Genomic DNA, 21566 nt, shown 5'->3' with positions numbered 1-21566 from the left:
CGCTGTAGCGGGCGGCCAGGTGGTTGGCCAGCGGCAGCCACGCCTCGATGACCTGGTTGCGCAGGGCGGCCCGCCGGGGGTGGCCCGCCGGCAGTTCGGCAAGCGCCGCGATCAGCTCGCCGGCCCGGTTCTCCTCACCGGTCTGCGGCGCGCGGTGCACCTCGGTGACGGACCGTGCCATGGTCATCGTGGTCATGCTGCCCTCTCCCGCCTTCGTGCGAACTGGCACCCCAAGCACCGGCCAGCGACCGAACTCTAGACGACACGGCAGCGGTAATCAACCGTTCGGCTGATGGATAAGCTACGCGATAAGCATAAATACGGGCGTTTTCCCACCGACGAGGCCTACGAGTTCACGGGTTGCAAGGCCATCAGCTGGCTGATCAACAAGATCGGCGGCCCACTCCCGCCGAGCTCGCCGTTTGGCAGTCCAACAACCTGGACTGAACCTCTGTCCGGCAGCGGCACCCTTCGTCGCCAACGCCTGACGAGGATGCTCACCCGGACGCAGACCTTCGGAGTGGTAGAACCTCGGCGTCTGAGGCGACCGGCGGCACATCTCGCCGAAACCACCGATGCACCCGGCTGGGACTGTTACAACCACAGGGGACAGCCAGCAACGGCGCCACGCCCCAGGCCAAGTAGTTGACTGCGCAAATAAATCTGTTAAGGTTTTAGTTGAGAGTTCAACTGTAGCAACGGAAGGAAGATCATGACACAGGTCTCGATCATCGGCACCGGCACCATGGGCCAGGCCATCGCCGGCGTCGTCACCCAGGGCGGCAACAGTGTCCAGTCGCTCGGCAAGGCGGATGCCGACCAGCCGGTCACCGGAGACATCGTCGTCCTCGCGGTTCCCCACCCGGCCGTCGCCGAGGTGATCGCCCAGCGGGGCGACCAGTTGGCGGGCAGGATCGTCGTGGACATCACCAACCCGGTCGACTTTGCGACCTTCGACTCCCTCACCGTGCCCGCTGACGGCTCGGCTGCCGACGCGATCGCCGCGAAGCTGCCCGGCTCTCGGGTGCTCAAGGCGTTCAACACGACCTTCGCCGGCACGCTGGCGGCCGGCACCGTCGGCCCGTTGGCCACGACCGTGCTGGTCGCCGGAGACGACGCCGACGCCAAGGCCGCCCTCATCGAGGTGGTCAGCGGAGGCGGCCTGAAGGCGATCGACGCCGGCGGGCTCAAGCGGGCACGGGAACTGGAGGCTCTGGGCTTCCTGCAGCTCACCCTGGCCGCGAGCGAGAAGGTCACCTGGAACGGCGGCTTCGGCGTTGTGGCCTGACGCGCCCGTACGCCGTCCGGCGGCCGGCGCCGCGGCCGGCCGCCACTCCACCAGGTCGCCTCACATCGGTCGCGCAGCGTCAACGACGCAGGCGAGCCGTCGACCGTCTCGTGACCGGCCGCTGCGCGCCTTGGGCAACGAGCAGCCGGCACTCCCTCAGATGTTGGAGCCGTCCGGCGGCAGGCCGGGCGGCGGCTCGGGGGCTCCGCCCCGGCCGTCGGCCTGGGGACAGGAGATGCCCAGGGTGTACGCCGTCATGGACAACGAGCCGTAGGCGTAGCCGTCAACGAGAATCTCGGTGTCAGGGGCGTCCATGGCAGCGGCGAGACCGGCGAGGTACAACGCCGGGATGAAGTGATCGGGCGTCGGTACCGCACGGCGGAAGTCCCCGTGAGCGTCGAGGGTCGCGTACTCGCCCGGGTCGGTCAACATCCGGGACGCGGCGTCCTCGTCGAAGCGTCGCGCCCAATCGAAGCCGTCGTCGGTAAGCGCCCAGTCCATGCCGCGCAGGTTGTGCACGACATTGCCGCTTGCCACGATCAGCACACCGCGCCGGCGCAGTGGAGCGAGTCGGGCGCCGAGTTGAAGATGGTAGTCAAGCGGCTTGTCAGCGTTGATGCTGAGCTGGACGACGGGAATCGTCGCGTCCGGAAAGGCGTGCAACAGCACCGACCACGTGCCGTGGTCGATGCCCCAGCTGTCGACGTCGGCCCCGACCCAGGTCGGATGGACGACGTCGCTGACCTCCTCGGCCAGTTCGGGCAGCCCCGGGGCCGGGTACTGCACCTCGAACAGCTCCTGGGGGAACCCGTAGAAGTCGTGGATGGTCCTCGGCCGGGGCATCGCGGTGACGGCCGTGGCATTGATGTACCAATGAGCACTGACCACCAGGATCGCGCGAGGACGCGGCACCGCGGCGCCGAAGGCTCTCCACGCGGAGGTGTACCGGTTGACCTCGAGGGCGTTCATGGGGTTGCCGTGGCCCAGGAACGCCGCGGGCATCACGACCTCCAGGGCGGATTGTACGTCTGAAGGCACGTGAGCTTCCCTCCGTGGAGGACCGGTTCGTACGGCGCGGGCTGCGCGACCTGACTGTCACGATAGTGCCACCTCACCGCAGTTCGGGCCCGAAGCGCTCCTCGGGGCTCGGAGATCGAGCTATGTCGGGGATGCGGATCGAGATACTGTCTCCCCGGGCGCGGCTGCCGTTGGAGCCCCAGCCGGTCACCTGCCCGGCGACCCGGCTACGAGCAGCCCTTTCCATCCAGTTGACTACCGATCAGAGGCGGTGCGGGTGCCCCTTACCAGCGTGGTGGTTGGCGTCGACGGTTCGGTGGGATCCGACCGTGCACTGGCGTGGGCGCTCGAGGAAGGCCGCATACGAGATCTGCCCGTGCGGGCGATCAACGTCTGGCAGCCGAGCGGCGCACCCCTGGAGGTCGAGCGGCTGGCGGCGCTGCACTCCGTGGCCGACCTTCGGGCCGGTCTCCTCCGGGACCTCACGTCCGCCGTGGACGCGGTGGTCGCACGGGAAGGTGCGGCGGACGTCGCGATGACCTCTGACGTCGTGTACGGCCACCCGGTCAGGGAACTGACCCGTGCGGCGGGCAGCACCTCCCTACTTGTCGTGGGTTCGCGCGGACGCGGCAGCGCCACCGGCCCGCTGCTCGGCTCCGTCAGCCAGGGCTGTGTCCAGTACGCGACCGGCACGGTGATCGTCGTCCCCCAGCCGGAGCCGAGGCCCGAAGCGGGACGCGTGGTGGTCGGGGTCGACGGATCACCTGAGTCGGTACGTGCATTGCGGTTCGCCGATGACGAGGCCCGCCGGCGTCATGCTTGGTTGCAGGTCGTACATGCCTGGTCCCCGCCCTATCTCGGATTCGCCGGAGGTCCGGGAGGCCTGAAGCAGGAGGCCGTCGACGAGATCGCCGTCCAGGCAGCGGAGACGCTGCAGGACAGCATGCGACGCGGTGCAATCGATGCCACGCGTACGGACGTCGAGATCCGGCTGGTCGAAGGTTCCCCCGCCCCCTCGCTGCTGGAGGCCGCCGACGATGCGGATCTGATGGTCGTCGGGTCGCGCGGATACGGGGGTTGGAAGGGACTTCTGATGGGCTCGGTGTCGACACAATGCGTAGCCAGGTCTCCTTGTCCGGTAGCCGTGATCCGCAGTCACCCGGACGAGCACGGCAAGTAGCAACAGGCCCTGGTCGGGACGTAGCCATCCGCCCCTGACGGTCAGGAGATGCCGCGCCCGGGCGGCTTCGGCCTCTGGCCGGGTTATGACCGCTCGACGCGGCCAGTCGGGGTAGCGGGCTCGGGAGCGTAACCCGGAGGCTGCTTCGGCCTGGGAAGCAGCGGTGTCAGCGCCACGACCGGACGTTCGATCGGGTCGGAGGTCGTCACCTCGACGGACTCGTCATACAGCAGGATCCTCAGCCGCGCGGCGGCGCCGTCACGCAGGCTCACCCGTACCGTGTCGTGGTCCGCCTCGACGAGCAGCCGCAGGCCGTGGTGCCGCAGCCGGAACCGCAGACCGGTGATGCCCTCGGGCAGCCGCGGCGCCAGCGCCAGCACGTCGCCATGTTCGCGTAGGCCGCCGAAGCCCTCGACGATCGTCGACCACGCTCCGGCCAGAGAGGCCATGTGCAGGCCGTCGCGGGTGTTCGCGTGCAGATCCCGCAGGTCGACCAGGGCCGCTTCGCGCGCATAGTCGTGCGCCAGGTCGAGGTGGCCGACCTCGGCGCACATCACCGCCTGGGTGCAGGCCGACAGCGACGAGTCGCGGGTGGTGATCCGCTCGTAGTAGTCGACGTTGCGGGCCTTCTGCTCGACGGTGAAATCCTCCCCGCACCAGTGCATCGCCAACACCAGATCAGCCTGCTTGACTACCTGCCGTCGATACAGCTGGAAGTACGGCGCGTGCAGCATCAGCGGGCCGTCCAGGCGCTCCTCCGGAAAATCCCATCGCGCGTAGCGGGTGAAGCCAGCCGACTGCGGATGCACGCCGAGCCGCTCGTCGTAGGGGACGTGCACCGCCTCAGCCGCCGCCTGCCACGCGTCCCCTTCATCCGGCCGGACGCCGAGCCGGGCCGCGGCGTCAGGGTGACGGACGCAGGCCCGTACGGCGGCGCGCAGGTTACGGGCGGCCATCAGGTTGGTGAAGACGTTGTCGTCGGCGACCGCGCTGTACTCGTCGGGCCCGGTGACACCATCGACGTGCCACACGCCGTCGGCGTCATGGTGGCCATGCGACACCCACAACCGCGCGGTCTCCACCAGGATCTCCAGCCCACACTCCTCGTCCACCGAGTCGTCGCCGGTGACCTGACGGTAGCGCTCGACGGCCCGCGCGATGACGGCGTTGAGGTGCAGCGCCGCGGTGCCAGCCGGCCAGTACGCCGAACACTCCTCGCCGTGGATCGTCCGCCACGGGAACGCCGCACCGGCCAGGCCCAGCGTCCGTGCCCGGTGCCGGGCGTGGTCGAGGATGCTGAGCCGCCACCGCAGCGCGTCGGCCGCCGCATGCGGAGCGATGTAGGTGAGCAGCGGCAGGACGAAACCCTCGGTGTCCCAGAACGCGTGCCCGTCGTACCCGGGCCCGGTCAGGCCCTTCGCCGGGATCGCCCGCCGCTCCGCCCGCGCGCCCGCCTGCAGCACGTGGAACAGGCTGAAGCGCACCGCCTGCTGCAGCACCGGATCGCCGTCGATCTCCACGTCGGCGGCGTTCCAGAACTCGTCGAGGTAGGCGTGTTGATCGGCCACGAGTCCGTCCCAGCCGGCGTATCGCGCGCTGTTGAGCGCCGCCGCCACCTGGTCGCGCAACGCCTCCGCCGAGCTCGACGAACTCCACGCGTACCCGAGGAACTTGGTGATCCGCAGCCGCTCACCGGGCCGCAGCACGGTCACCACGGTGGTGCGCGCCCAGTCGCCGCGCACGTCGGTCTCCTCGTCGTACTCTCCGGGCGCCTCGACCACGTGGTCCATGCCCGCGCCCATCAACAGGGCGCTCTCGCGAGTGCGGTGCAGCAGCACCGCGCCGTGCTGCTCGCGATCCTGCGCCACCGCGAGCAGTGGACGGTCCAGCGCGGCCGCTACCCGGGGGTCCGCGGACTCCTGCGGCTGCTCCTCGTTGGCCACCAACCCGGATTGCACCGTGATGCGGACCTCGTGATCAACCGCCTCGACCTCGTAGTCGATGGCGGCAACGGCACGCTGGGTGAAGGAGACCAGCCGCTGACTGCGGATGCGCACCCGGCGCCCGGCCGGCGAGATCCACTCGACGCACCGCCGCAGCAGTCCGGCACGAAGGTCCAGTACGCGTTCATGGGCGACCAACTGGCCACGCGTCACCTGGAACGGTTCGTCGTCGACCATCAGCCGGATGACCTTGCCGTCGGTGACGTTGACGACGGTCTGCCCCTGCTCGGGGTAGCCGTAGCCGCCCTCTGGATAGGGCAGGGGCCGCTGCTCGTAGAACGAGTTGAGGTAGGTGCCCAGGATGACGTGCGGCTCGCCCTCGTCCAGGTTGCCCCGCAACCCGATATGACCGTTGGACAGAGCGAGCACGGACTCCGTCTGGGCAAGCTGATCGAGAACCAGTGCCGCCTCCCGGACCTGCCATGCCTCGACCGGGAACACGCTGTCGCTGATCATGCGACGCCTGGTCCGGCCGCAGCAGAGGCAGAGAACGAGTCGAGCGGCAAGAGTTTCACGCTGTCATGGTATTCCGCTGGCCGCTCCCGGCGCATGGACGGCGTGCTGGACCAGCCACCACGCAACAGCTCGAAGGATGGACAAAACCACCGCTATCCCGAGCGCCTCCGCTGGGGACGCCGTCCGCGGCCGCGGAGGCGACTGATCATGCGTGCACATCAAGCCCCACACTCGTACGCTTGCCAAACACCAGGGCCTCTACAACTGCGGACCCCACAGGCAGTCCCAGGCTGCACCACGACCGTGCGTGAGTGCGGCACCAGCCCGTAACCAGCCACTACGAGCAGTCAGCAGTACCGTCTAGGCCAGAACTGGAGAAGCGCTATGCCGATGTGGCCCGTACGGAACGTAATGACCACCGACGTGACCAGCGCCCCTGCCAACGCGTCCATCGCCGAAGTGGCCGCCATCCTGACCGAGCGCGACATCACCGGTGTGCCGATCGTCAACCAGTTCGACATCGTCGTCGGCGTGGTGTCGTGGACCGACCTGCGCCGCACCATAGACCCGGATGAACTGGAAGGGGGCATTCGTGGCGGATGGATGCGCCGCGACCGTCCTGTCCAGGTGCGCTGGCCTGACCAGGCGGCAATCGAGGTGATGAGCGGGCCTCCGATCACCGTCGGACCGGACGCGTCGCTGGCCGTCGCCGGTCGGCGGATGCACCGCTACAACATCGGACGGCTACTGGTCACCGACGCTGACAACCACCTGCTCGGCATCATCACCCGCCGCGACCTGCTGAAGGTGCACGCGCGGCTGGACTCCGTCATTCTCGATGAGGTGGCCCAACGGATCCTGCGCCGGATACTTGTGCTCGAGCCGAGCAGCGTGGACGTCGCCGTCGACGACGGCGTGGTCACGCTCGTCGGACACGTCGCCCGCAAGAGCACGGTCCTGGCAGCGGTTGGCCTGACCCAAGCGGTCGCCGGCGTCACCGAGGTCGTCGACCGGCTCACCTTCGACACCGATGACATCACCCGAACGCCAGCGCCGCAGCCACCGGCACTCGACGCGATGCACGGTTGGTGGGACGGCCGGCGTCACGACACACCCCCCACGGGCGGTACTCGTGACACCACGGCCACCGGCATCGCGGAACCGGCACCCTTCAGCAGCCCGGAACACCCGGTAGGTATTGAGTTCGAGGAACCGTCACGCGATTCGGGGGGAACGCCATCCGGCGCGGCTACCGGTGCACTCCGCCTCACCGGTGACATCGTCGACGAGTGGGGCCGCCAGTCGTTCCCGGCCAGTGACCCGCCGACCAACTGGTGACCAGCACGCGCAGGAAGGCGATCGGCCGCGCGCCGTCGGTGGCCCGGGGTTCGCCGAAGTCGTCTACGAACGCTTCCCGCTTCCGGCAATTCGGCAGCGGAAAGCCGTCCCTGGGCCAGGTCGTCCTCGACTACCCCTACAGCAGGAACGGGCGTATCGGCCTAACAGGGCTCACGAAGCCGACTACCGAGCATGAGTGGAACTGGCGCTGCAACGTGAACGAGTTCCGTCGTCGCGTCCGGCTCGCGGAGAGCGCCGCGTCGGCCGATGAGTCTGCGGCCTTCTCGGCTGTCAGAGCACCGGACGTACCCGTACCGCGTCCTCGTCGCCAGCGGCGCGGCGGCTGCGATGCCGCCGTCGGGGCCGTTGAGGTTCGGTGACCGCCGCTGAGACCGGGGCCGGCCTCGCGCCCGTTGGTGCGCGGGACCGGCCCCGGGGGGTCAGCCCTCGGTGACCGTCAGGGTGAGCGGGCCGCCCGGCATGGCCTTGCCCTCCGGTCCGTACGTGGTGCTCAGCCGGCTGGCGTCGCCGAGCGTGAAACCGTACGTGTATACGCCGGGAGCGATGCCCCACGGCAGGTACCCGTAGATGGCGAGCCGCCCGTCCGGGCCGGTACCGCAGCCGCCGCCCTGCTGGGCCACCACCTGCCCGTCGGCCCCGTACAGGTAGAGCCAGCAGCTGCTCAAGGGTGCGACCGGGGCGGTGACGGCCATGGTGACGACCGGCGTGGTGTTCGCCGCCGCGCTGCTGGCCACGCTGGTCGGGGTCAGCGACACGTCACTGGCGGTCGGTGGGGTCGTGTTGGCCAGCTGGGTGATGGTGACCTTCGGGTCCGAGGCGTCGTACCGGCTGCCGTAAAGGGCGAGGGCACCAGCGCCGTCGCGGAGCGCGATGCCGGTCACGGTGCACTTCTTCGTGGTGCTGTATACCCGTACCGGCACGCTCACCGTGCCGTCGGTCCGGATCGTCGGCGTCGTCGAGGTCTGCAGGCAACCGTGGTTGTCGAAGTCGAGCACGATCTCCCGGACGCCGTCCCGCGCACCGGTGACTGCCATGCCCACCTGGACCTCGACCGTGCTCCGCCAGTTGTCGACCGGGTTCGGGTTGGCCGCGAACTCGCTGGCGCTCAGGGTCTCGTTGGAGGTGACGGTGATCGACTCCAGGCCGTGCTCGGTCACGACGCCCCGGTTGCCGGCGTTGTCGGTCAGCGCCAGCTCCGTGACCCGCCAGGTCCCGGATGCCGCGTCCGCCGGGATGCGCACCTCGACGTTGCAGCTGGGGTAGTTGGGGTCGTTGGCCGTGTACGTCCCGCAATGCGGGTCCGGCCGGTAGAAGTCCGCCTCGAACCGGCCCACGGCGGTGCGACCGTCCGGTCCGGTGAGGGTCAGGCTGCCCTTCCAGAAGCCGGACTCGGTGTCGGTGATCGAGAGGTTGTAGCGCAGCGCCGCCTCATGGCCACGTACGTATGCATAAGGCCGGGCGCCGCTGATCGGCTCCAGGTAGCCCCAGCTCAGGGACGGGGCGGTTGAGTCGACCCGGGTCTTGGCGGTCAGCTTGCCGCCGTACTCCTCCCGCAGTGCGGCCGAGCCCAGGACGAGCGAGCCCCCGCGCTCGTCGTGCGCTTCGAAGCGGGTCACCACCCAGCGGGCGGAGGTGGTGGCCGCGTACCGCGGCACCACGAAGTCGTACTGGTAGGTCGACTTCTGCGGGGTGCCGGACAACCAGCGGGCCTTGGCGTACCAGGTCTCGTTGAATCGGAAGTCGACCTCGTAAGTCTGGCCGACGTAGCTGCCGGGGGTGGGGCCGGCCTGCTGGAGCAGGAGGGTGCCGTACATGTCCTGGGCGGCGTCGTCGCGGTTGCGCACGCTGAACGTCAGCGGCACGACGGCGCCGTCGCCGCTGGCGTCCACCGCGGCGGGGGAGAACTTAAGGGCCTGAAGGCTGAGGGTGCTGGCCGCGGCGGCGGCCGGTGGCGCGGCGGTGGCGAGCGCGGCCACCGAGGTGACGACGGCGAGCGCCGCACGGGCCAGCATGCCGATGGGGGCGTTTGACATGCAGGGTGTATAGCAGCCGGTCTCAGGCTTCGTTGCCCCGTCGGCGGCGGCCGGCGGAAAGCCGGTCAGTAGGTGGCAAAAGACGGATTGGGGCGGGCAGGCCGGCTTCGGCGCCGAGCGTCCACCCGGGACAGCGTGGTACCCGCCGTCCCCTGCCATCCAGCCGGGGCCAGGCCACGGCGGCAGCCCGCCGATGGCGCCGCCGCATTTCGCGCCCCACGATCGGCGTGCGCGCGGACCTCGGCGTCGTAGGCTCCACCCGTGATTGACGAGCAAACCGAGAAGACGAAGCCGCGCAGCTCCTTCTGGAAGGAGCTGCCCATCCTGCTGGGTGTCGCTGTCCTCGTCGCGTTCTTGGTCCGCGCCTTCGTTATGCAGACATTCTGGATCCCGTCGCAGTCGATGGAGCACACGCTCAACATCCACGACCACGTGCTGGTCAACAAGCTCGTCTACGACTTCCGCTCGCCGAGGCGCGGGGAGATCCTCGTCTTCGAGGCCCCCGAGCGGTGGAGCACCTCCGAGGGAGAAGACTTCATCAAGCGGGTGCTCGGCGTGGGCGGTGATCACATTACGTGCTGTGACGCCCAGGGCCGGATCATGGTCAACGGGAAGCCCCTCGATGAGCCCTACGTCTACACCGACGCGAGCGGCATCCAGGACAAGCCGGCCGATCAGGACTTCGACGTCACCATCCCCGCCGGTCGGCTCTGGGTGATGGGCGACCACCGCTCCGCCTCCGCCGACTCTCTGCAGCACTGGAAGGGGTCCAAGGACATCCAGGAGTCGACGATCTCCGAAAATGCGGTGGTGGGGCGCGCCTTCACCCTCTTCTGGCCGTTCAGCCGGGCCCGCTGGCTCCCGGTCCCGGGAACCTTCGACGCGGTGCCGGACGGCCCCCGCTGACCGGGGCGCGGACCGCCGCCCGGTCCGCCACGTCAAGCGGGCCTTGACGTACGTACGGGCGCTGCCATCAAGGGCCGATCGGCGTGCGATCCAATCACGTCAAGTCGTCTCGGGCGCCGATCGGCGTCTGCGCTCTTCCCAACGGGCTTGTCGTCTGGCATAGGCACGCCGCGCATCTGCCAGGCTGACCGGCCGTTCGGCGTAGGCACGCCGGGCATCCGTCAGACTGAGCGAACCGTTGGGGCCGCCTCGCACCGTGTCAGCGTCTTCGTCATCCTGCCCGTCGTCCTCCCAGCCGCAGGCGAAGCAAATCTCGAACTGACCTCGCCCCTCAAGCGTCGGGTGCCGACAGCAGGGACACGCGTACGGTTCGCCACCCGCTTCAGCCACTACAGATCGCTGGTTCAACGCCTCGACGTACTGCTCAAACCACCTGGTGCGGCTCGCGAGTTCTTCCGCGGACGGCCCCTCCTGCATACCGGCATGCTCGTCCATCGTCTGCACCTCTCGCTGTCGATCCCGTTCAAGCATCGAGCCCAATACAGAAAGCCCCACCGCAGCGAGGTGGCGCTACCGCTCCACCGGCTCCGCGCGATCCTGCCCGGGCAGGTACGAGCACCCGCTCTGGCGTCGTCGAAGAGGTCGGCTCCGATGTACGCGGCGTCCAGGTAGGTGACCACGTCGTGCTGGGGCCGTCGTACTGCGGCAAGTGCACCTTCTGCCGCAGCGGTGAGCCGATGTACTGCGAGAACGGCTTCGCCGAGCTGTTCGGTTGTCGCCGGCCCGATGGCACCACGGCCTTCAGCAAGGACGGAGAGATGGTCGGCTCCCACTTCTTCGGGCAGTCGTCCTTCGCCACCTACGCCAACGTCAGCGAGAACAGCGTCATCGTCGTCGACAAGGACGCCCCGCTGGAGCTACTCGGCCCGCTGGGGTGCGGGCTCAACACCGGCGCCGGGGCCGTGCTCAACGAGATGCGGCCGGAGCCCGGGACATCGATCGTCGTCTTCGGGAGCGGAGCCGTCGGCTTCGCCGCGCTGATGGCGGCGGCGGCCGTGTCGTGCTCCACGATCATCGGCGTCGACATCCACGACTCCCGTCTGGAGCTGGCCCGGGAGCTGGGCGCGACGCACACGATCAACTCCTCGACCCAGGACCTGCACGCCGAGCTGGAGAAGATCACCGGCGGGCGGAGCGTGAACTACGCGCTGGACACCACCGCCATCTCAAGCGTCGTCCGGGACGCTGCGGACGCGCTCGGCACGCGGGGTGTGCTCGTCGCCGTCGGCGCGGCCGCGCCCGGCGAGGAGGTCAGCTTCGAGGTCGGCAGCTCGCTGACCAAGGGCTGGACCTTCAAGACGGTCATCGAGGGGTCGGCGGTGCCGCAGGTGTTCATCCCGCGACTGATCGACCTCTGGAAGCAGGGCAAGTTCCCCTTCGAGAAGCTCGTGAAGACCTACTCCCTGGAGGACATCAACACCGGCTTCGAGGACTCCGCCTCCGGCGCCGTCATCAAGCCCGTCGTCGCCTACTGACGACGACGGTCGTGATCGGGATGGCCGTCGACCTGACCACCGGTGACCTCGAGCGCATGGCGGAGCTGCGCCTGGCAGGAAACACTGACCGACAACAGCCCTACACCAACAACCACCACCGCAGGACTTGACCCTGCCCCAGGGGCAGGGTCCGACGATCGATGACATGCCCCTCTGACGGCAGGTCAGTCCGCGGCTTGGCGGACCAGCCGGTTGGCATCGGCGCGACCGACCGACGTTGCTTGGAGGAGTTCCCCGGCGATCGTGCGGACTTGTGCGACCATCGCTGTGCCGGACAGCCCGAGACCGGTGCGGCATGCATCGCTGGCCTGGCAGACGGCAGTCAGGGACCGGTGGCGTGCTCGATGAGGCTCTCGTCCGGCGCTGAAGTCCTGGTCCAGGTCATGGACTGCCAGGCCGAGGCTGGTGACTGCTTCGGGTAGCGGAGGCGGAAGTTTCTCACTGTCGACGATGAGAGCGATCGCCTTGCGAGTGAGACCTCGGCTGGCCAGCACCGCCCGGTTGAGGTGCTCTGCGCCCTCGCTGTACTGCTGAAGCGGGCTCCGCCAGTGACGCCGTTGCGGTGAGTACTGCACAACCTCGCGGGCGCCCTGAATGGCGTCGGACAGCCGGGCCAGCTCACCGCCCATGTCGCGAAGCTCCTGAAGCGCCTTCTCAATGCGCGAGACGTCCTGGTCTGCTAGCGCTCGTCCCGTTGCGGTCAGTTGCTCTGCCAGCCGTCTCATCGCAGGAGCAGCGGCCTTGTGCATGATCCGTAGCGGGTTCAGCGGGAAGAGTGCGATGACCACCACCAGGCCGATCACGCCGCCGGTCACGGCGTTGACCAGTTGGGTCAACTCCACGCTCGGGGCGTTTGGTGGGACCGCGGAAACCAACACGGCAGTTCCACCCGCCTGTGTCACCAGACCTCCACGGCCTGACAGTGCGATCGCGATCAGAATCGTGGCGGTGACGATAAGAGCTGTCTGCGCCGCTCCGTGTCCGACGATCGCCAGGATGGCGTTCGCGATCCCGATGCCGAGCACGACGCCGACGACGAGTTCGACGACCCGGCGGAGCCGCTGGCCGATGGCGGCCGCCACCGTGCCGACGGCCGCGATCGGCGCGAACACCGGGTTGTGCGTACTGATCCCGATCCTTCCCGCCACGACCCACGCAAGGCCGGCCGCGAAACCCGCTTGAACGGCCAGCACGGAGTAGATGCCCAGTTGCCGCCTTCGGTCTCGTCCAGTGGCCCGAGTCCGCTGCCGCCAAGTGTCGAGGGCCTCGTCGACCTGCGTCGCGTACGGACGGTATGGGGCGTTCGGCTCGGGTGCCTGCCGCAATCGGTGCAGCTTGCGCATGCCACCGGGTATCCCCCGGTTGCGGCCGCTAAATCAGAACACCCGGTCCAAGTTGGGGTGAATGCAGCGTCACTGCCGCTGCCGCGGAAGGGGCCGGTTTGACGTGCCGCGCAGGTCGACGCCGGTACGGTCGGAACGTGGATTCGCAACCGGTGCGGGGCGCAGTTCCCGGCCATCACCGCCGGGCCGGCGGTGATGGCTGACGACAGTGCGGGATGGACCGGCGCCCACGGCGAGTCCGCCGTCGAGCAGCGTTCTGGATTGACCCGGGACCTGACCGGCTTCGAGCTGGCAGAGGCGTTCCTGCTCGCCGCTGTGGTCGCCGTTCTGGCCATCCGCGGTTTCCTGGCGGCCACCGGATATCCCCAGGTGGGCGGCTCGGGGCTGCACATCTCGCACATGCTGTGGGGCGGGCTGGGGATGCTGGTCGCACTGCTGCTGCTGTTGCTGTTCGTGGGCAGTCGGGTGCGGAACGCGGCGGCCTGGATCGGGGGCGCCGGTTTCGGCACCTTCATCGACGAGTTGGGCAAGTTCATCACCCAGGACACCAACTACTTCTTTCAACCGACGATCGCGCTGATCTACGCCGTGTTCATCGCCGTCTTCCTGTTCGTACGATATTTGTCCGAGCGCCGTCCCCCCTCCCGGGCCGAGCAACTGAGCTATGCCTACGGCGCACTGACCGACCTGGCGGTGGGACGTCTCAGTGAGCGCCGCCGCCGGCGAGCGCTGAACCTGCTCAGCGACGACGATCGGCCGGCGCCAGAGGTCTGCGCGCTCCTTGATCAGGCCCCTGGGCGCGCCCGGCGGCCGAGTCGATGGACCAGCCTCACACGTTTCGTGGACCGTGCGCTGACCAGCCTGGAGGCGGTTGCCACCCATCCCGTCGTACGCCGTGCCGCCGTCGGCCTGTTCTTCGTTCTTGCCGCAGGCATCGTCGCCGCCCCGGTTACCGAGTTCATCCGGCGCGGCGACACCACACCACCGCTGAACGCCGTGACCATCGGCACGGCCGCGACCGTCCTCGGCGTCGGGGTGTGCGGCCTGCTCGGGGTCGTGCGGCTGTTGCGCGGTGCACGGGCCACGGCGCTTCGTCTCTTCTACTGGGCCGCGCTGGTGGCGCTGTTCGTCGGACAGTTCGTCGCCTTCATCGCCGTTCAGTTGTTCGCGCTGGTCGGCTTGGCGGTGAACCTGCTGGTGCTGGCCGCGCTCCGGGCGGAACTGGCCGTCGAGACCGGCGACCGTGACCGCCGGTAGCAGAGGCGACCACGCCGTTCGTCATCGGCGTCCCACCTGGCCCGACCGATCAGGTCCTGCATCCCGCCCGGTCCGTCGTCACCAGCGTGTTCCGCGATCGTCCAGCAGTTCTTCGTCGGCAGCAGGCCAGGACGGATCTCCTGCTGGAGTATTAGCTGCTCAGGCCCTTTGATCACGATGAAAATGGCTCATTGAGATCCAGGGCCCACTGCCAGCCCGGCCGGCCATCAGAGATGCCCTCCGTGACCAGCCGGACCAACTTACGGAACTGAGCGGGCTGCAACCCGGTGAACGGGAGGATCCGTCTCGGGCGGGCTGCCGTGATCACCTGCACTCGGGCATCCTGCCTCATGGTCGGATCAGGCCGCCGTACAAGGTGTGCGGACCTACCGTCAGATGATCACCAATACACCCGGGGACTGACGTACCGGCCGTGGAAGGCGCCGCTGCAGGTGTACACCTCGACCACGGTGACAGCGGATCCGTTCCGGTAGGGCATGGTGACGACCGGATGGGTCCGGGGGCCAAATCGGCCCGTTCGACCCAGGGCTTCGGTCCGCCAACTGCTGTTGCCGGTGGTGGTGCTCTCGATGCGCCACAAAGCGGTGCATCGGCTCCCGTCCGGCGTCGCATTCATGTAGAAGTCGCCAATGGCGTTGCTACCGCTGAACGAGATGCACGAGCTGATTGGATAGTCACCCGTGCAGCCACCCCCGCTTGCGGCTTGGGCTGGGGTCGGCATCATCAGCCCCAGGCAGGCGGCGGTGGTGGCGGCTGCCGCGACGCGGCGAACTCGACTGCGCATGGAGGTCCCTCCGGTATGTCCGGCCGGCGGCCGGATGACTGCTGCCACCGTCACCCACACGTCTCGCCAAAAGCTTGCCGAAACCTTGCTGACGTTGTGATCCTGGAACTTGATGAGACCGTGGTGGGGTTCAGGGCCTTCGGGCCGATTGAGCTCTGGGCAGCGAAGCGTCGGATCGACCTCGGGCCTGCTGAGCTGGAGACCAAACGGGGCCCCGGCTACGCGCTACGGATCGACGGCGAACAGGTGGGCCTCCGCCGCTTCCACTGGCTTGTCGAGCTGTCCGGCCAACCACGATCTCTCCGGCAGAGCTGGCCCGCACCCTTCAGGCGAACGACACACGGCCGGTGGGCCCGCCGGATCGACGGGCCCCGCCGGCCGGTCACGTCTCTTCGGCGTCCGTGAGCCGGCGACGGACCCGCTCGGCGTCGGGGTGCCCGAGGCCGTCGAGGATGTCCAGCGCCGCCTGCCAGTTCCGGGTGGCCTCGCCCGGGTCACCGGCGTCGACGAGCGCCTCCGCCAGGTGCCCCAGCGTGTCCGCCTCGTAGTACCGGTCCCGGAACTCACGGTACAGCGCCAGCGCGTGCCGGTACGCGGCCACCGCCTCCGCCGGCCGCCCGGCACGGTGCTGCGCGTACCCGAGGGTGTCCCAGGTGGCCGCTTGGCCGTGCCGGTCGTCGAACTCGCGCAGCAGCGCCAGCCCCTGCTGGCACGCCTCGACCGCGGCGTCGTGCTCGCCCAGCTGGGCCCGGTACCAACCGATCGCGTTCAACGCCATGGCCTGCCCGTACCGGTGTCCGGCCGCGCGGTACAACCCGAGCGCCGCCTCGGCGTTCTCGACCACCTCGACGCGTCGGCCCTCCCGGTCGGCCACCTCGGCCAGGTCCAGACAGGTGTGCCCCTGGTTGGCCAGGTCGTCCAGGGCCCGGAACAGGTCCAGTGCCCGCTGGAGCTGACCGAGTGCCTCGTCGAGCCGGCCCAGCCGGGCCTGGGCCCGGGCGAGGCTGCGGTGCGCGTGCGCCTGACCGGCCGCATCGCCGCTGCGGCGCGCGGCGACGAGCGCCGTACGCTGCACCGCGAGCTGGTCGTGCCAGCCGCCCTGCCGGTCCAGGAAACTGGTCAGGCTCCACGCCAACTGCCAGGCGTGCCGGTCGAACCCGCTGGCCGCGCACCGTTCGACCAGAGCGATGAGCACCTCCCGCTCCCGGGCGAACCACGCCGCCGCCTCGTCGTGGTCGGCGACCTTCTCCGGTCGCACACCGGCGGCGGGCGGGGGCAGCGCCACCGGATCCCAGTGCGGGTGCAGCAGCACGGCCGCACCGTGTGCGCTGTGCAGGTAGTGGTCGAAGAGTCGGGCCCGCGCCTCGGCCCGGTCGCCGGCCCGGTCCTGCTCGCCCGAGAGCTCGGCAGCGAAGACCCGCAGTAGGTCGTGCATCCCGTACCGGTCCGGTCCGCGCTCGATCATCAGGTGCGCGTCGGCGAGTTCGGCGAACAACGCCCGGACGTCGCGGCGCTCGGCACCGGCGAGGCTGGCCCCGGCCGCCGTACCGACCGGCACGTCCGTACTGCCCCCGACCAGCCGGAACAGTCGGGCCGCCGGCTCGGTCAGCAGCCGGTAGGACCAGGAAAACGCCGTCCGCACGCTGCTGGCGTCCTCGCCCGCGTCCAGCCCGTCCAGCCCGCCGCCGGTACGCAGCTCCGCCCCCAACTCGGCGAGGGTGAGCTGGGGGCGGACCACCGCCCGGGCCGCCACCACGACCAGAGCCAGCGGCAGCCGGTCGCAGAGCCGGACCAGTTCACCGACGGCGGGCCGCTCCGCCTCGGCCCGCGCTCCGATCCGCGCGTGCAGCAGTGCCCTCGCGTCCTCGGCAGACAGCAGGTCCAGCACCAGCGGCTCGGCACCCTCGGTGGCCACCAGGCCGGTCAGCCGGTCCCGGCTGGTCACCAGCACCAGGCAGCGGGCCGACCCGGGCAGCAGGGGACGAACCTGCGCGGCGTCCCGGGCGTTGTCCAGCAGGACCAGCATTCGTCGGCCGGCCAGCAGGCTCCGGTAGAGCGCCGTCTGTTCCTGCGGGTCGACCGGTAGCTCCCGGGGCGCCACACCGAGCGCGGCCAGGAAACCTCGCAGGACCTGATCCGCGCTGCGCACCACGCCGCTGTGGCTGTAGCCTTCCAGGTTCGCGTAGAGCTGCCCGTCGGGGAAATGCCCCTCCACCCGGTGCGCCCAGTGCACGGCCAGCGCCGTCTTGCCCACCCCGGCCGGTCCGGAGAGCAGCGCCACCGGCACCGCCCCGGGGCGTACGTCGGCAGCCGCGCGCAGCGCGTCCAAGCGGACCAGTTCCGCCCGCCGCCCGGCGAAACCCCGTACGTCCGACGGTAGCTGCGCCGGGACCGGGCGAGACGGGTCCGGCCGTGCGACGGGACCTGCCGTACCGGGTGGCGGGCCCGGCTCGGCGGGGGCCGCAGGCACGGTGATCTCTCCGCGCAGGATGGCCTGGTGCAGCTGGCGAAGCTCGGCGCTCGGGTCGGTGCCGAGCGCGTCGGCCAACCGGTCCCGAACCCGGGCGTAGTACGCCAGCGCCTGCGCGCCGCGCCCGGCCGCGGCCAGCGCGTGCACCAACGCGGCGGCGACCGGTTCGTCCAAGGGGTGGTCGTCGGCGAGCCGGGTCAGCGGGTCGATGACCGCTTCCGGTTCGCCCCGGCGTAGCAGGCTGCGAGCCCACAGCACGGCGGTGTCGGTGTGCCGACGGTGCCAGTCCTGCCGGATCCGGGCCGCCCATTCGCCGGGCAGCCCGGCCAGCGGCTCACCCCGCCACAGCGCCAGCGCCCGGCGCAGCAGCTCGACCCGTTGCGGGTCGTCGTCGGCCAGCACGTCGGCCCGCTGCCGCAGCGCGTCGAAATGGGGACCGTCCACTGTCGCCGGCGGCACGTCGAGCAGGTACCCACCGGAGCGTCGTACCAGTGCCTCCGGAGCTCCGGCGTCGGCCAGCACCCGGCGGATCCGGGCGAGATAGACGTGCAGGTTATGCCGGGCCCGAGGAGGGGACGTGTCGCCCCAGACCCGATCCATCAGGGACTCCGCGCGGACCGGCCGGCCCACGTCGACCGCCAGCGCGGCCAGGACGGCGCGCTGGCGCGTCGCTCCCGCATCAACCAGCCGGCCGTCCGTCCACACCTCGACCGGCCCGAGCACCCGAATCTCCATGAACCGCCACTCGCCTGTGCCGCCGGTCGGGCAACCCGGCCCCGGGGCGGTCGGATTGAGGTTCCGGCAGGAATCCGTCGACCTTCCGCGCAGATCATCGTAGGCACCGCGGCATCTATCAATGTGATGTCGTTCATTCGACTCACGGCCGGAGCGGTCGTGACGACATCCGGAGGTCACAACGTGCGAAGCGCTCTACGAAGGCTCATCCCCGCCGTGGTCGGCGTGGCGGCTCTGACCGCCGTGACGGCGTCCCCCGCGGCGGCCGCCCCGCCCCGCGCCGCCGCGGAAAGCTACCCCTGCTACGCCAACCTGCTCTGCCTGTACGACGGCATCAACTTCACCGGCAGGGTGGCCTACTTCGAGGTGGGGTTCGCCAACGACTGCCGGGACATTCCGGTGCCGTCGAACTTCGCCAACAAGGCCCGGTCGATCATTAACAACCGGCCGTCCGGCACCGTCTCCACCTTCTGGGACAACGCCAACGCCACCGGGCTGCTCGGCTACCAGCACGCCTACGGCTACCGCGCAAACCTGGCGTACGACTCGGCCGCGATCGGTGGCAACTGGGACCGGCGCATCGAGGCCGTGCGGGTCTGCTGACGGTCGGTGCCTCCGTCGCGGGGGGGGGGCCGGAGGCGCCACGGCAGACGCCGGCCGGAATCCAACGGGGGGATTCCGGCCGGCGCCTGCGATGGGTCAGCCCGGGTAGTAGCAAGTGTTCGGAATGACGGGACCACCGTTGACCCCGAAGATCGCGAAGCCCATGTACGCCCGGGTCTGCGGGCCGTACTCGCCGTCCTCGGCGATGTTCGCGTACACGAAGGTCTGATTGATCTGGTGCTGTGCGGCCCGGACGGCATTGCGGGTATTGGTCCCGTACTCGCCGTCGAGCCTCAGGGACTGGGCGTAGCAGTTGTTCAGCGCCTCCTGCAGCACCTTGACCGCGCTGTTGGAGTTGCCGTACTTCAGGTAGCAGGTCTTGTTACCGTCCTGCCAGCCGATGGTGGGCACGTGCATGTCGGCGCCGCCCGGGTAGCCGCCGACGCGGTAGTAGGTCAGGCTGGTGCAGGTGCTGGCCGCCTGCGCCGAGGTCGGCGCGAGTACGGCCAGGCCGGCGCTGGCCAGCACGGCCAGCAGGGTGGCGGCTACGCCACGGCGTCCGGTGCGACTCTCGAGGATCGGCATGGTCTCCTCCTGGATGGGGCTTGACTGCTCGGGTTGACCCGGCACGTCCAGAAGCATCGCGACCGGCGATCTACGGTTTCTTGCTCGAACGTCAATCCACCGACGCGCGGAGGCTGCGCCCACGCGGTCGCCACCGCACTCACCGCATTCCCCGCCGGCACCGCCTTCTCGGGCGCGGCGACCCCACCTGGCGCCGCCCCTGGTGAGCCCGAACACGCTCACTATCTCGAAGCCGTGCGGCGGCTCTCCCCTCGACAACTGGCAAACCTCGTCGTGCAACACGCCCTGCGGCACCGCCTCTTCGCCCCCAGCCACTCGGCGAAGCCGGTCTCCTCGACATCACCGACCACACCGGCCTACCCGAAGCCGTGTCGAGGCATTCCACAACCGGCCCGACGAAACCGAGCGCGGATGGGGGACACCTACCCGGATTCGACGCGGGCGGCGGACGAGGCGCACCGGGCCTGAGCACGCGGTAGCGCCATGGCGACCGCCTACCCCCGGCCCGTGACTCCGACCGCTGGTGGCAACGGTCGGTGAATGTGGGCAGCACCGACCGATGTGGGGCCGCCGGGCCGTTGGAAGGGTGGTGGGCCACGCAGGAGGAGGGGATCGCGATGCGAACCGAGACCACCGAGCCGTTGCGGGCGCACCTCACCGGGCGCTACGGCGAGGGCCTGGACCGGGTCCTCCGGCGGGCCGGCATCACGGTGCTGCCGCTCGCGGACGGACCACAGGCGACGGTGATCGCGGCCGGTGACACCGTCACGGAGGCCGTCGACGTCTGCCGGGAGGCGTGCCGGGAGCCGGAGCACGGCCTGCTCGTCGTCGCCGACACCCTCGACGCCGCCTGCGTACGGCAGGCCATCCGGGCCGGGGTGCACGCGATACTGCCCCGATCCGGGGCGACGCCCGCGCGGCTGCGGGCGGCACTGCACTCCGCCGGGCACGGCGACCGGCGGATCCCGTACCCGGTGCTGGTCCAGCTGCTCACCCCGGCGAACCCGCCCACCCGCGACCTGCCCCCGGAGGGCCTGACCCGGCGGCAGGCGCTGGTGCTGCGAATGATCGCCGACGGGCAGAGCAACGGCGCCATCGCCCGGGACCTGTCCTGCTCGGCGCACACCGTCAAGAACGTCATCTACGAACTCATGACCCGGCTGCGAGTCAACAATCGAGCGCACGCGGTGGCCCTCGGCATCCGCACCGGCCTGATCTGAGCGGTCCCGGCAGAGCCCGCCGATCCGAATCCGGGTACTTCCTACGCCTGCCTCCGGCCCCGTCGGTGTATTGGCTGTTTGCATCGACCGACGGAAGCGGAGGGACTGGTGATGGGTGAACCCGTGAGCGTCAGCGTCATCGCGCTCGATCCCGTACTCGAGGCCGGCACGCGCAGCGCCCTGAGCGACCGCCCCGACGTGCTCATGGTCGGGGCGGACGACTCAGCGGCGGTGACGGTCATCATCGTCGACGACGTCGACGAGCGGGTACTCGACCTCGTCCGGGTCACCCGGGCCGCGCCGCACCGGCCGGAGGTCGTCGTGGTGGCCACGGAGATGGCGCAGCCGCAGGCGCTGCACGCGATCGCGTCGGGCGCCCGGGGGCTGCTGCGCCGCCGCGAGGCGAACGCGGCGCGGCTGACCCGGGCCGTGCTGGCGGCGGCGAGCGGCGACTGCACGGTCCCACCCGACCTGCTCGACGAGTTGCTCGACCCGGGCTCGCGGGGACCGGCACCAACGGGCGCGGGGCTCAGCGAGCGCGAACGCGCGGTGCTGCGTCTGGTCGCGGAGGGCCGGGAGACGTGCGACATCGCGCAGACGTTGTCGTACTCGCCGCGCACGGTGACCAGCGTCGTGCACGACATCACCCAGCGGTACCGGCTGCGCAACCGGGCGCACGCCGTCGCGTACGCCCTACGGGCCGGTCTTCTCTGAGCTGCGGGAGTGCCTTTTCTTCTCTGCCGCCCGCCC

The 21566-nt window shown here is 69.9% G+C and carries 17 protein-coding genes and 2 pseudogenes; 9 read left to right on the top strand and 10 right to left on the bottom strand.

The window, feature by feature from the left end; translation table 11 throughout:
- Positions 1-181, bottom strand: a pseudogene (locus ACGFI2_RS29670) (RNA polymerase sigma factor SigF); the annotation flags it as partial.
- Between the two features lie 531 nt (positions 182-712).
- Here ACGFI2_RS29670 and ACGFI2_RS29665 point away from each other — a divergent pair.
- Positions 713-1288 (top strand): NADPH-dependent F420 reductase, encoded by a 576-nt coding sequence (locus tag ACGFI2_RS29665; protein ID WP_393523240.1) that lies wholly within the window; start codon positions 713-715, stop codon positions 1286-1288.
- A 156-nt stretch (positions 1289-1444) separates the two neighbouring features.
- On the opposite strand, the gene ygiD is transcribed toward ACGFI2_RS29665, so the two are convergent.
- Positions 1445-2290, bottom strand: coding sequence for a 4,5-DOPA dioxygenase extradiol (gene ygiD / locus ACGFI2_RS29660; protein ID WP_393523238.1), 846 nt, complete (start codon positions 2288-2290; stop codon positions 1445-1447).
- Positions 2291-2582: 292 nt separating this feature from the next.
- Between ygiD and ACGFI2_RS29655 the strand changes: the two genes are divergently transcribed.
- Positions 2583-3485: a universal stress protein gene (locus ACGFI2_RS29655; protein ID WP_393523235.1), complete on the top strand. Its 903-nt coding sequence runs from the start codon at positions 2583-2585 to the stop codon at positions 3483-3485.
- 83 nt (positions 3486-3568) lie between these two features.
- Here the strand turns inward: ACGFI2_RS29655 and ACGFI2_RS29650 are convergent, their stop codons facing one another.
- A complete protein-coding gene (locus ACGFI2_RS29650) occupies positions 3569-5944 on the bottom strand; it encodes a glycoside hydrolase family 65 protein (protein ID WP_393523232.1) in 2376 nt (791 codons plus the stop codon).
- A 411-nt stretch (positions 5945-6355) separates the two neighbouring features.
- On the opposite strand from ACGFI2_RS29650, the gene ACGFI2_RS29645 reads away from it, so the two are divergent.
- Positions 6356-7282: an HPP family protein gene (locus tag ACGFI2_RS29645; RefSeq protein ID WP_393523229.1), complete on the top strand. Its 927-nt coding sequence runs from the start codon at positions 6356-6358 to the stop codon at positions 7280-7282.
- Positions 7283-7722: 440 nt separating this feature from the next.
- Here the strand turns inward: ACGFI2_RS29645 and ACGFI2_RS29640 are convergent, their stop codons facing one another.
- A complete protein-coding gene (locus ACGFI2_RS29640) occupies positions 7723-9336 on the bottom strand; it encodes a hypothetical protein (RefSeq protein ID WP_393523226.1) in 1614 nt (537 codons plus the stop codon).
- Between the two features lie 261 nt (positions 9337-9597).
- Between ACGFI2_RS29640 and lepB the strand changes: the two genes are divergently transcribed.
- On the top strand, positions 9598-10242 hold the full coding sequence (gene lepB, locus ACGFI2_RS29635) for a signal peptidase I (RefSeq protein ID WP_393523223.1): 645 nt from the start codon (positions 9598-9600) through the stop codon (positions 10240-10242).
- 99 nt (positions 10243-10341) lie between these two features.
- Here the strand turns inward: lepB and ACGFI2_RS29630 are convergent, their stop codons facing one another.
- On the bottom strand, positions 10342-10737 hold the full coding sequence (locus tag ACGFI2_RS29630; protein ID WP_393523220.1) for a CPCC family cysteine-rich protein: 396 nt from the start codon (positions 10735-10737) through the stop codon (positions 10342-10344).
- Here ACGFI2_RS29630 and ACGFI2_RS29625 point away from each other — a divergent pair.
- Positions 10638-11777 carry a zinc-binding dehydrogenase gene (locus tag ACGFI2_RS29625; protein WP_393523249.1) on the top strand — a complete coding sequence of 380 codons (1140 nt, stop codon included), beginning with the start codon at positions 10638-10640 and terminating at the stop codon, positions 11775-11777. The genes ACGFI2_RS29630 and ACGFI2_RS29625 overlap by 100 nt on opposite strands.
- 185 nt (positions 11778-11962) lie before the next feature.
- Here the strand turns inward: ACGFI2_RS29625 and ACGFI2_RS29620 are convergent, their stop codons facing one another.
- Entirely contained in the window at positions 11963-13141 is a 1179-nt protein-coding gene (locus tag ACGFI2_RS29620) for an FUSC family protein (protein ID WP_393523218.1), read from the bottom strand.
- A gap of 195 nt (positions 13142-13336) precedes the next feature.
- On the opposite strand from ACGFI2_RS29620, the gene ACGFI2_RS29615 reads away from it, so the two are divergent.
- Positions 13337-14398 (top strand): hypothetical protein, encoded by a 1062-nt coding sequence (locus ACGFI2_RS29615; protein WP_393523215.1) that lies wholly within the window; start codon positions 13337-13339, stop codon positions 14396-14398.
- Positions 14399-14591: 193 nt separating this feature from the next.
- Here ACGFI2_RS29615 and ACGFI2_RS29610 read toward each other — a convergent pair.
- From ACGFI2_RS29610 to ACGFI2_RS29600, 3 genes and pseudogenes are all read right to left on the bottom strand, one after another.
- Positions 14592-14732 (bottom strand): annotated as a pseudogene (locus ACGFI2_RS29610) (IS5/IS1182 family transposase); the annotation flags it as partial.
- Between the two features lie 66 nt (positions 14733-14798).
- Positions 14799-15203, bottom strand: a complete 405-nt coding sequence (locus tag ACGFI2_RS29605; protein WP_393523212.1) for a hypothetical protein — start codon at positions 15201-15203, stop codon at positions 14799-14801.
- Between the two features lie 382 nt (positions 15204-15585).
- Complete coding sequence (locus ACGFI2_RS29600; RefSeq protein ID WP_393523209.1) at positions 15586-18408, bottom strand: BTAD domain-containing putative transcriptional regulator; 2823 nt, start codon at positions 18406-18408, stop codon at positions 15586-15588.
- Positions 18409-18633: 225 nt separating this feature from the next.
- Between ACGFI2_RS29600 and ACGFI2_RS29595 the strand changes: the two genes are divergently transcribed.
- Entirely contained in the window at positions 18634-19011 is a 378-nt protein-coding gene (locus ACGFI2_RS29595) for a peptidase inhibitor family I36 protein (RefSeq protein ID WP_393523206.1), read from the top strand.
- A gap of 96 nt (positions 19012-19107) precedes the next feature.
- Here ACGFI2_RS29595 and ACGFI2_RS29590 read toward each other — a convergent pair whose 3' ends face one another.
- Positions 19108-19596, bottom strand: a complete 489-nt coding sequence (locus ACGFI2_RS29590) for a peptidoglycan-binding protein (RefSeq protein ID WP_393523203.1) — start codon at positions 19594-19596, stop codon at positions 19108-19110.
- A gap of 617 nt (positions 19597-20213) precedes the next feature.
- On the opposite strand from ACGFI2_RS29590, the gene ACGFI2_RS29585 reads away from it, so the two are divergent.
- Positions 20214-20816 (top strand): LuxR C-terminal-related transcriptional regulator, encoded by a 603-nt coding sequence (locus tag ACGFI2_RS29585; RefSeq protein ID WP_393523200.1) that lies wholly within the window; start codon positions 20214-20216, stop codon positions 20814-20816.
- 111 nt (positions 20817-20927) lie between these two features.
- Positions 20928-21530, top strand: a complete 603-nt coding sequence (locus tag ACGFI2_RS29580; RefSeq protein WP_393523197.1) for a DNA-binding response regulator — start codon at positions 20928-20930, stop codon at positions 21528-21530.
- Positions 21531-21566 lie beyond the last annotated feature (36 nt).

Source organism: Micromonospora sp. NPDC049282, assembly GCF_043197045.1.
GTDB lineage: Bacteria > Actinomycetota > Actinomycetes > Mycobacteriales > Micromonosporaceae > Micromonospora.
The sequence above is the reverse complement of the archived record's forward strand: the minus strand, read 5'-3'. Positions and strand labels throughout refer to the sequence as shown.

Excerpts from the sequence above, each read along its gene's own strand:
- ACGFI2_RS29600 (WP_393523209.1), bottom strand. The coding sequence starts at position 18,408 with ATGGAGATTCGGGTGCTCGGGCCGGTCGAGGTGTGGACGGACGGCCGG.
- ygiD (WP_393523238.1), bottom strand. The coding sequence starts at position 2,290 with ATGCCCGCGGCGTTCCTGGGCCACGGCAACCCCATGAACGCCCTCGAG.
- ACGFI2_RS29580 (WP_393523197.1), top strand. The coding sequence starts at position 20,928 with ATGGGTGAACCCGTGAGCGTCAGCGTCATCGCGCTCGATCCCGTACTC.
- ACGFI2_RS29650 (WP_393523232.1), bottom strand. The coding sequence starts at position 5,944 with ATGATCAGCGACAGCGTGTTCCCGGTCGAGGCATGGCAGGTCCGGGAG.
- ACGFI2_RS29585 (WP_393523200.1), top strand. The coding sequence starts at position 20,214 with ATGCGAACCGAGACCACCGAGCCGTTGCGGGCGCACCTCACCGGGCGC.
- ACGFI2_RS29605 (WP_393523212.1), bottom strand. The coding sequence starts at position 15,203 with ATGCGCAGTCGAGTTCGCCGCGTCGCGGCAGCCGCCACCACCGCCGCC.
- ACGFI2_RS29620 (WP_393523218.1), bottom strand. The coding sequence starts at position 13,141 with ATGCGCAAGCTGCACCGATTGCGGCAGGCACCCGAGCCGAACGCCCCA.
- ACGFI2_RS29645 (WP_393523229.1), top strand. The coding sequence starts at position 6,356 with ATGACCACCGACGTGACCAGCGCCCCTGCCAACGCGTCCATCGCCGAA.
- ACGFI2_RS29640 (WP_393523226.1), bottom strand. The coding sequence starts at position 9,336 with ATGTCAAACGCCCCCATCGGCATGCTGGCCCGTGCGGCGCTCGCCGTC.
- ACGFI2_RS29665 (WP_393523240.1), top strand. The coding sequence starts at position 713 with ATGACACAGGTCTCGATCATCGGCACCGGCACCATGGGCCAGGCCATC.
- ACGFI2_RS29630 (WP_393523220.1), bottom strand. The coding sequence starts at position 10,737 with ATGGACGAGCATGCCGGTATGCAGGAGGGGCCGTCCGCGGAAGAACTC.
- ACGFI2_RS29590 (WP_393523203.1), bottom strand. The coding sequence starts at position 19,596 with ATGCCGATCCTCGAGAGTCGCACCGGACGCCGTGGCGTAGCCGCCACC.
- ACGFI2_RS29615 (WP_393523215.1), top strand. The coding sequence starts at position 13,337 with ATGGCTGACGACAGTGCGGGATGGACCGGCGCCCACGGCGAGTCCGCC.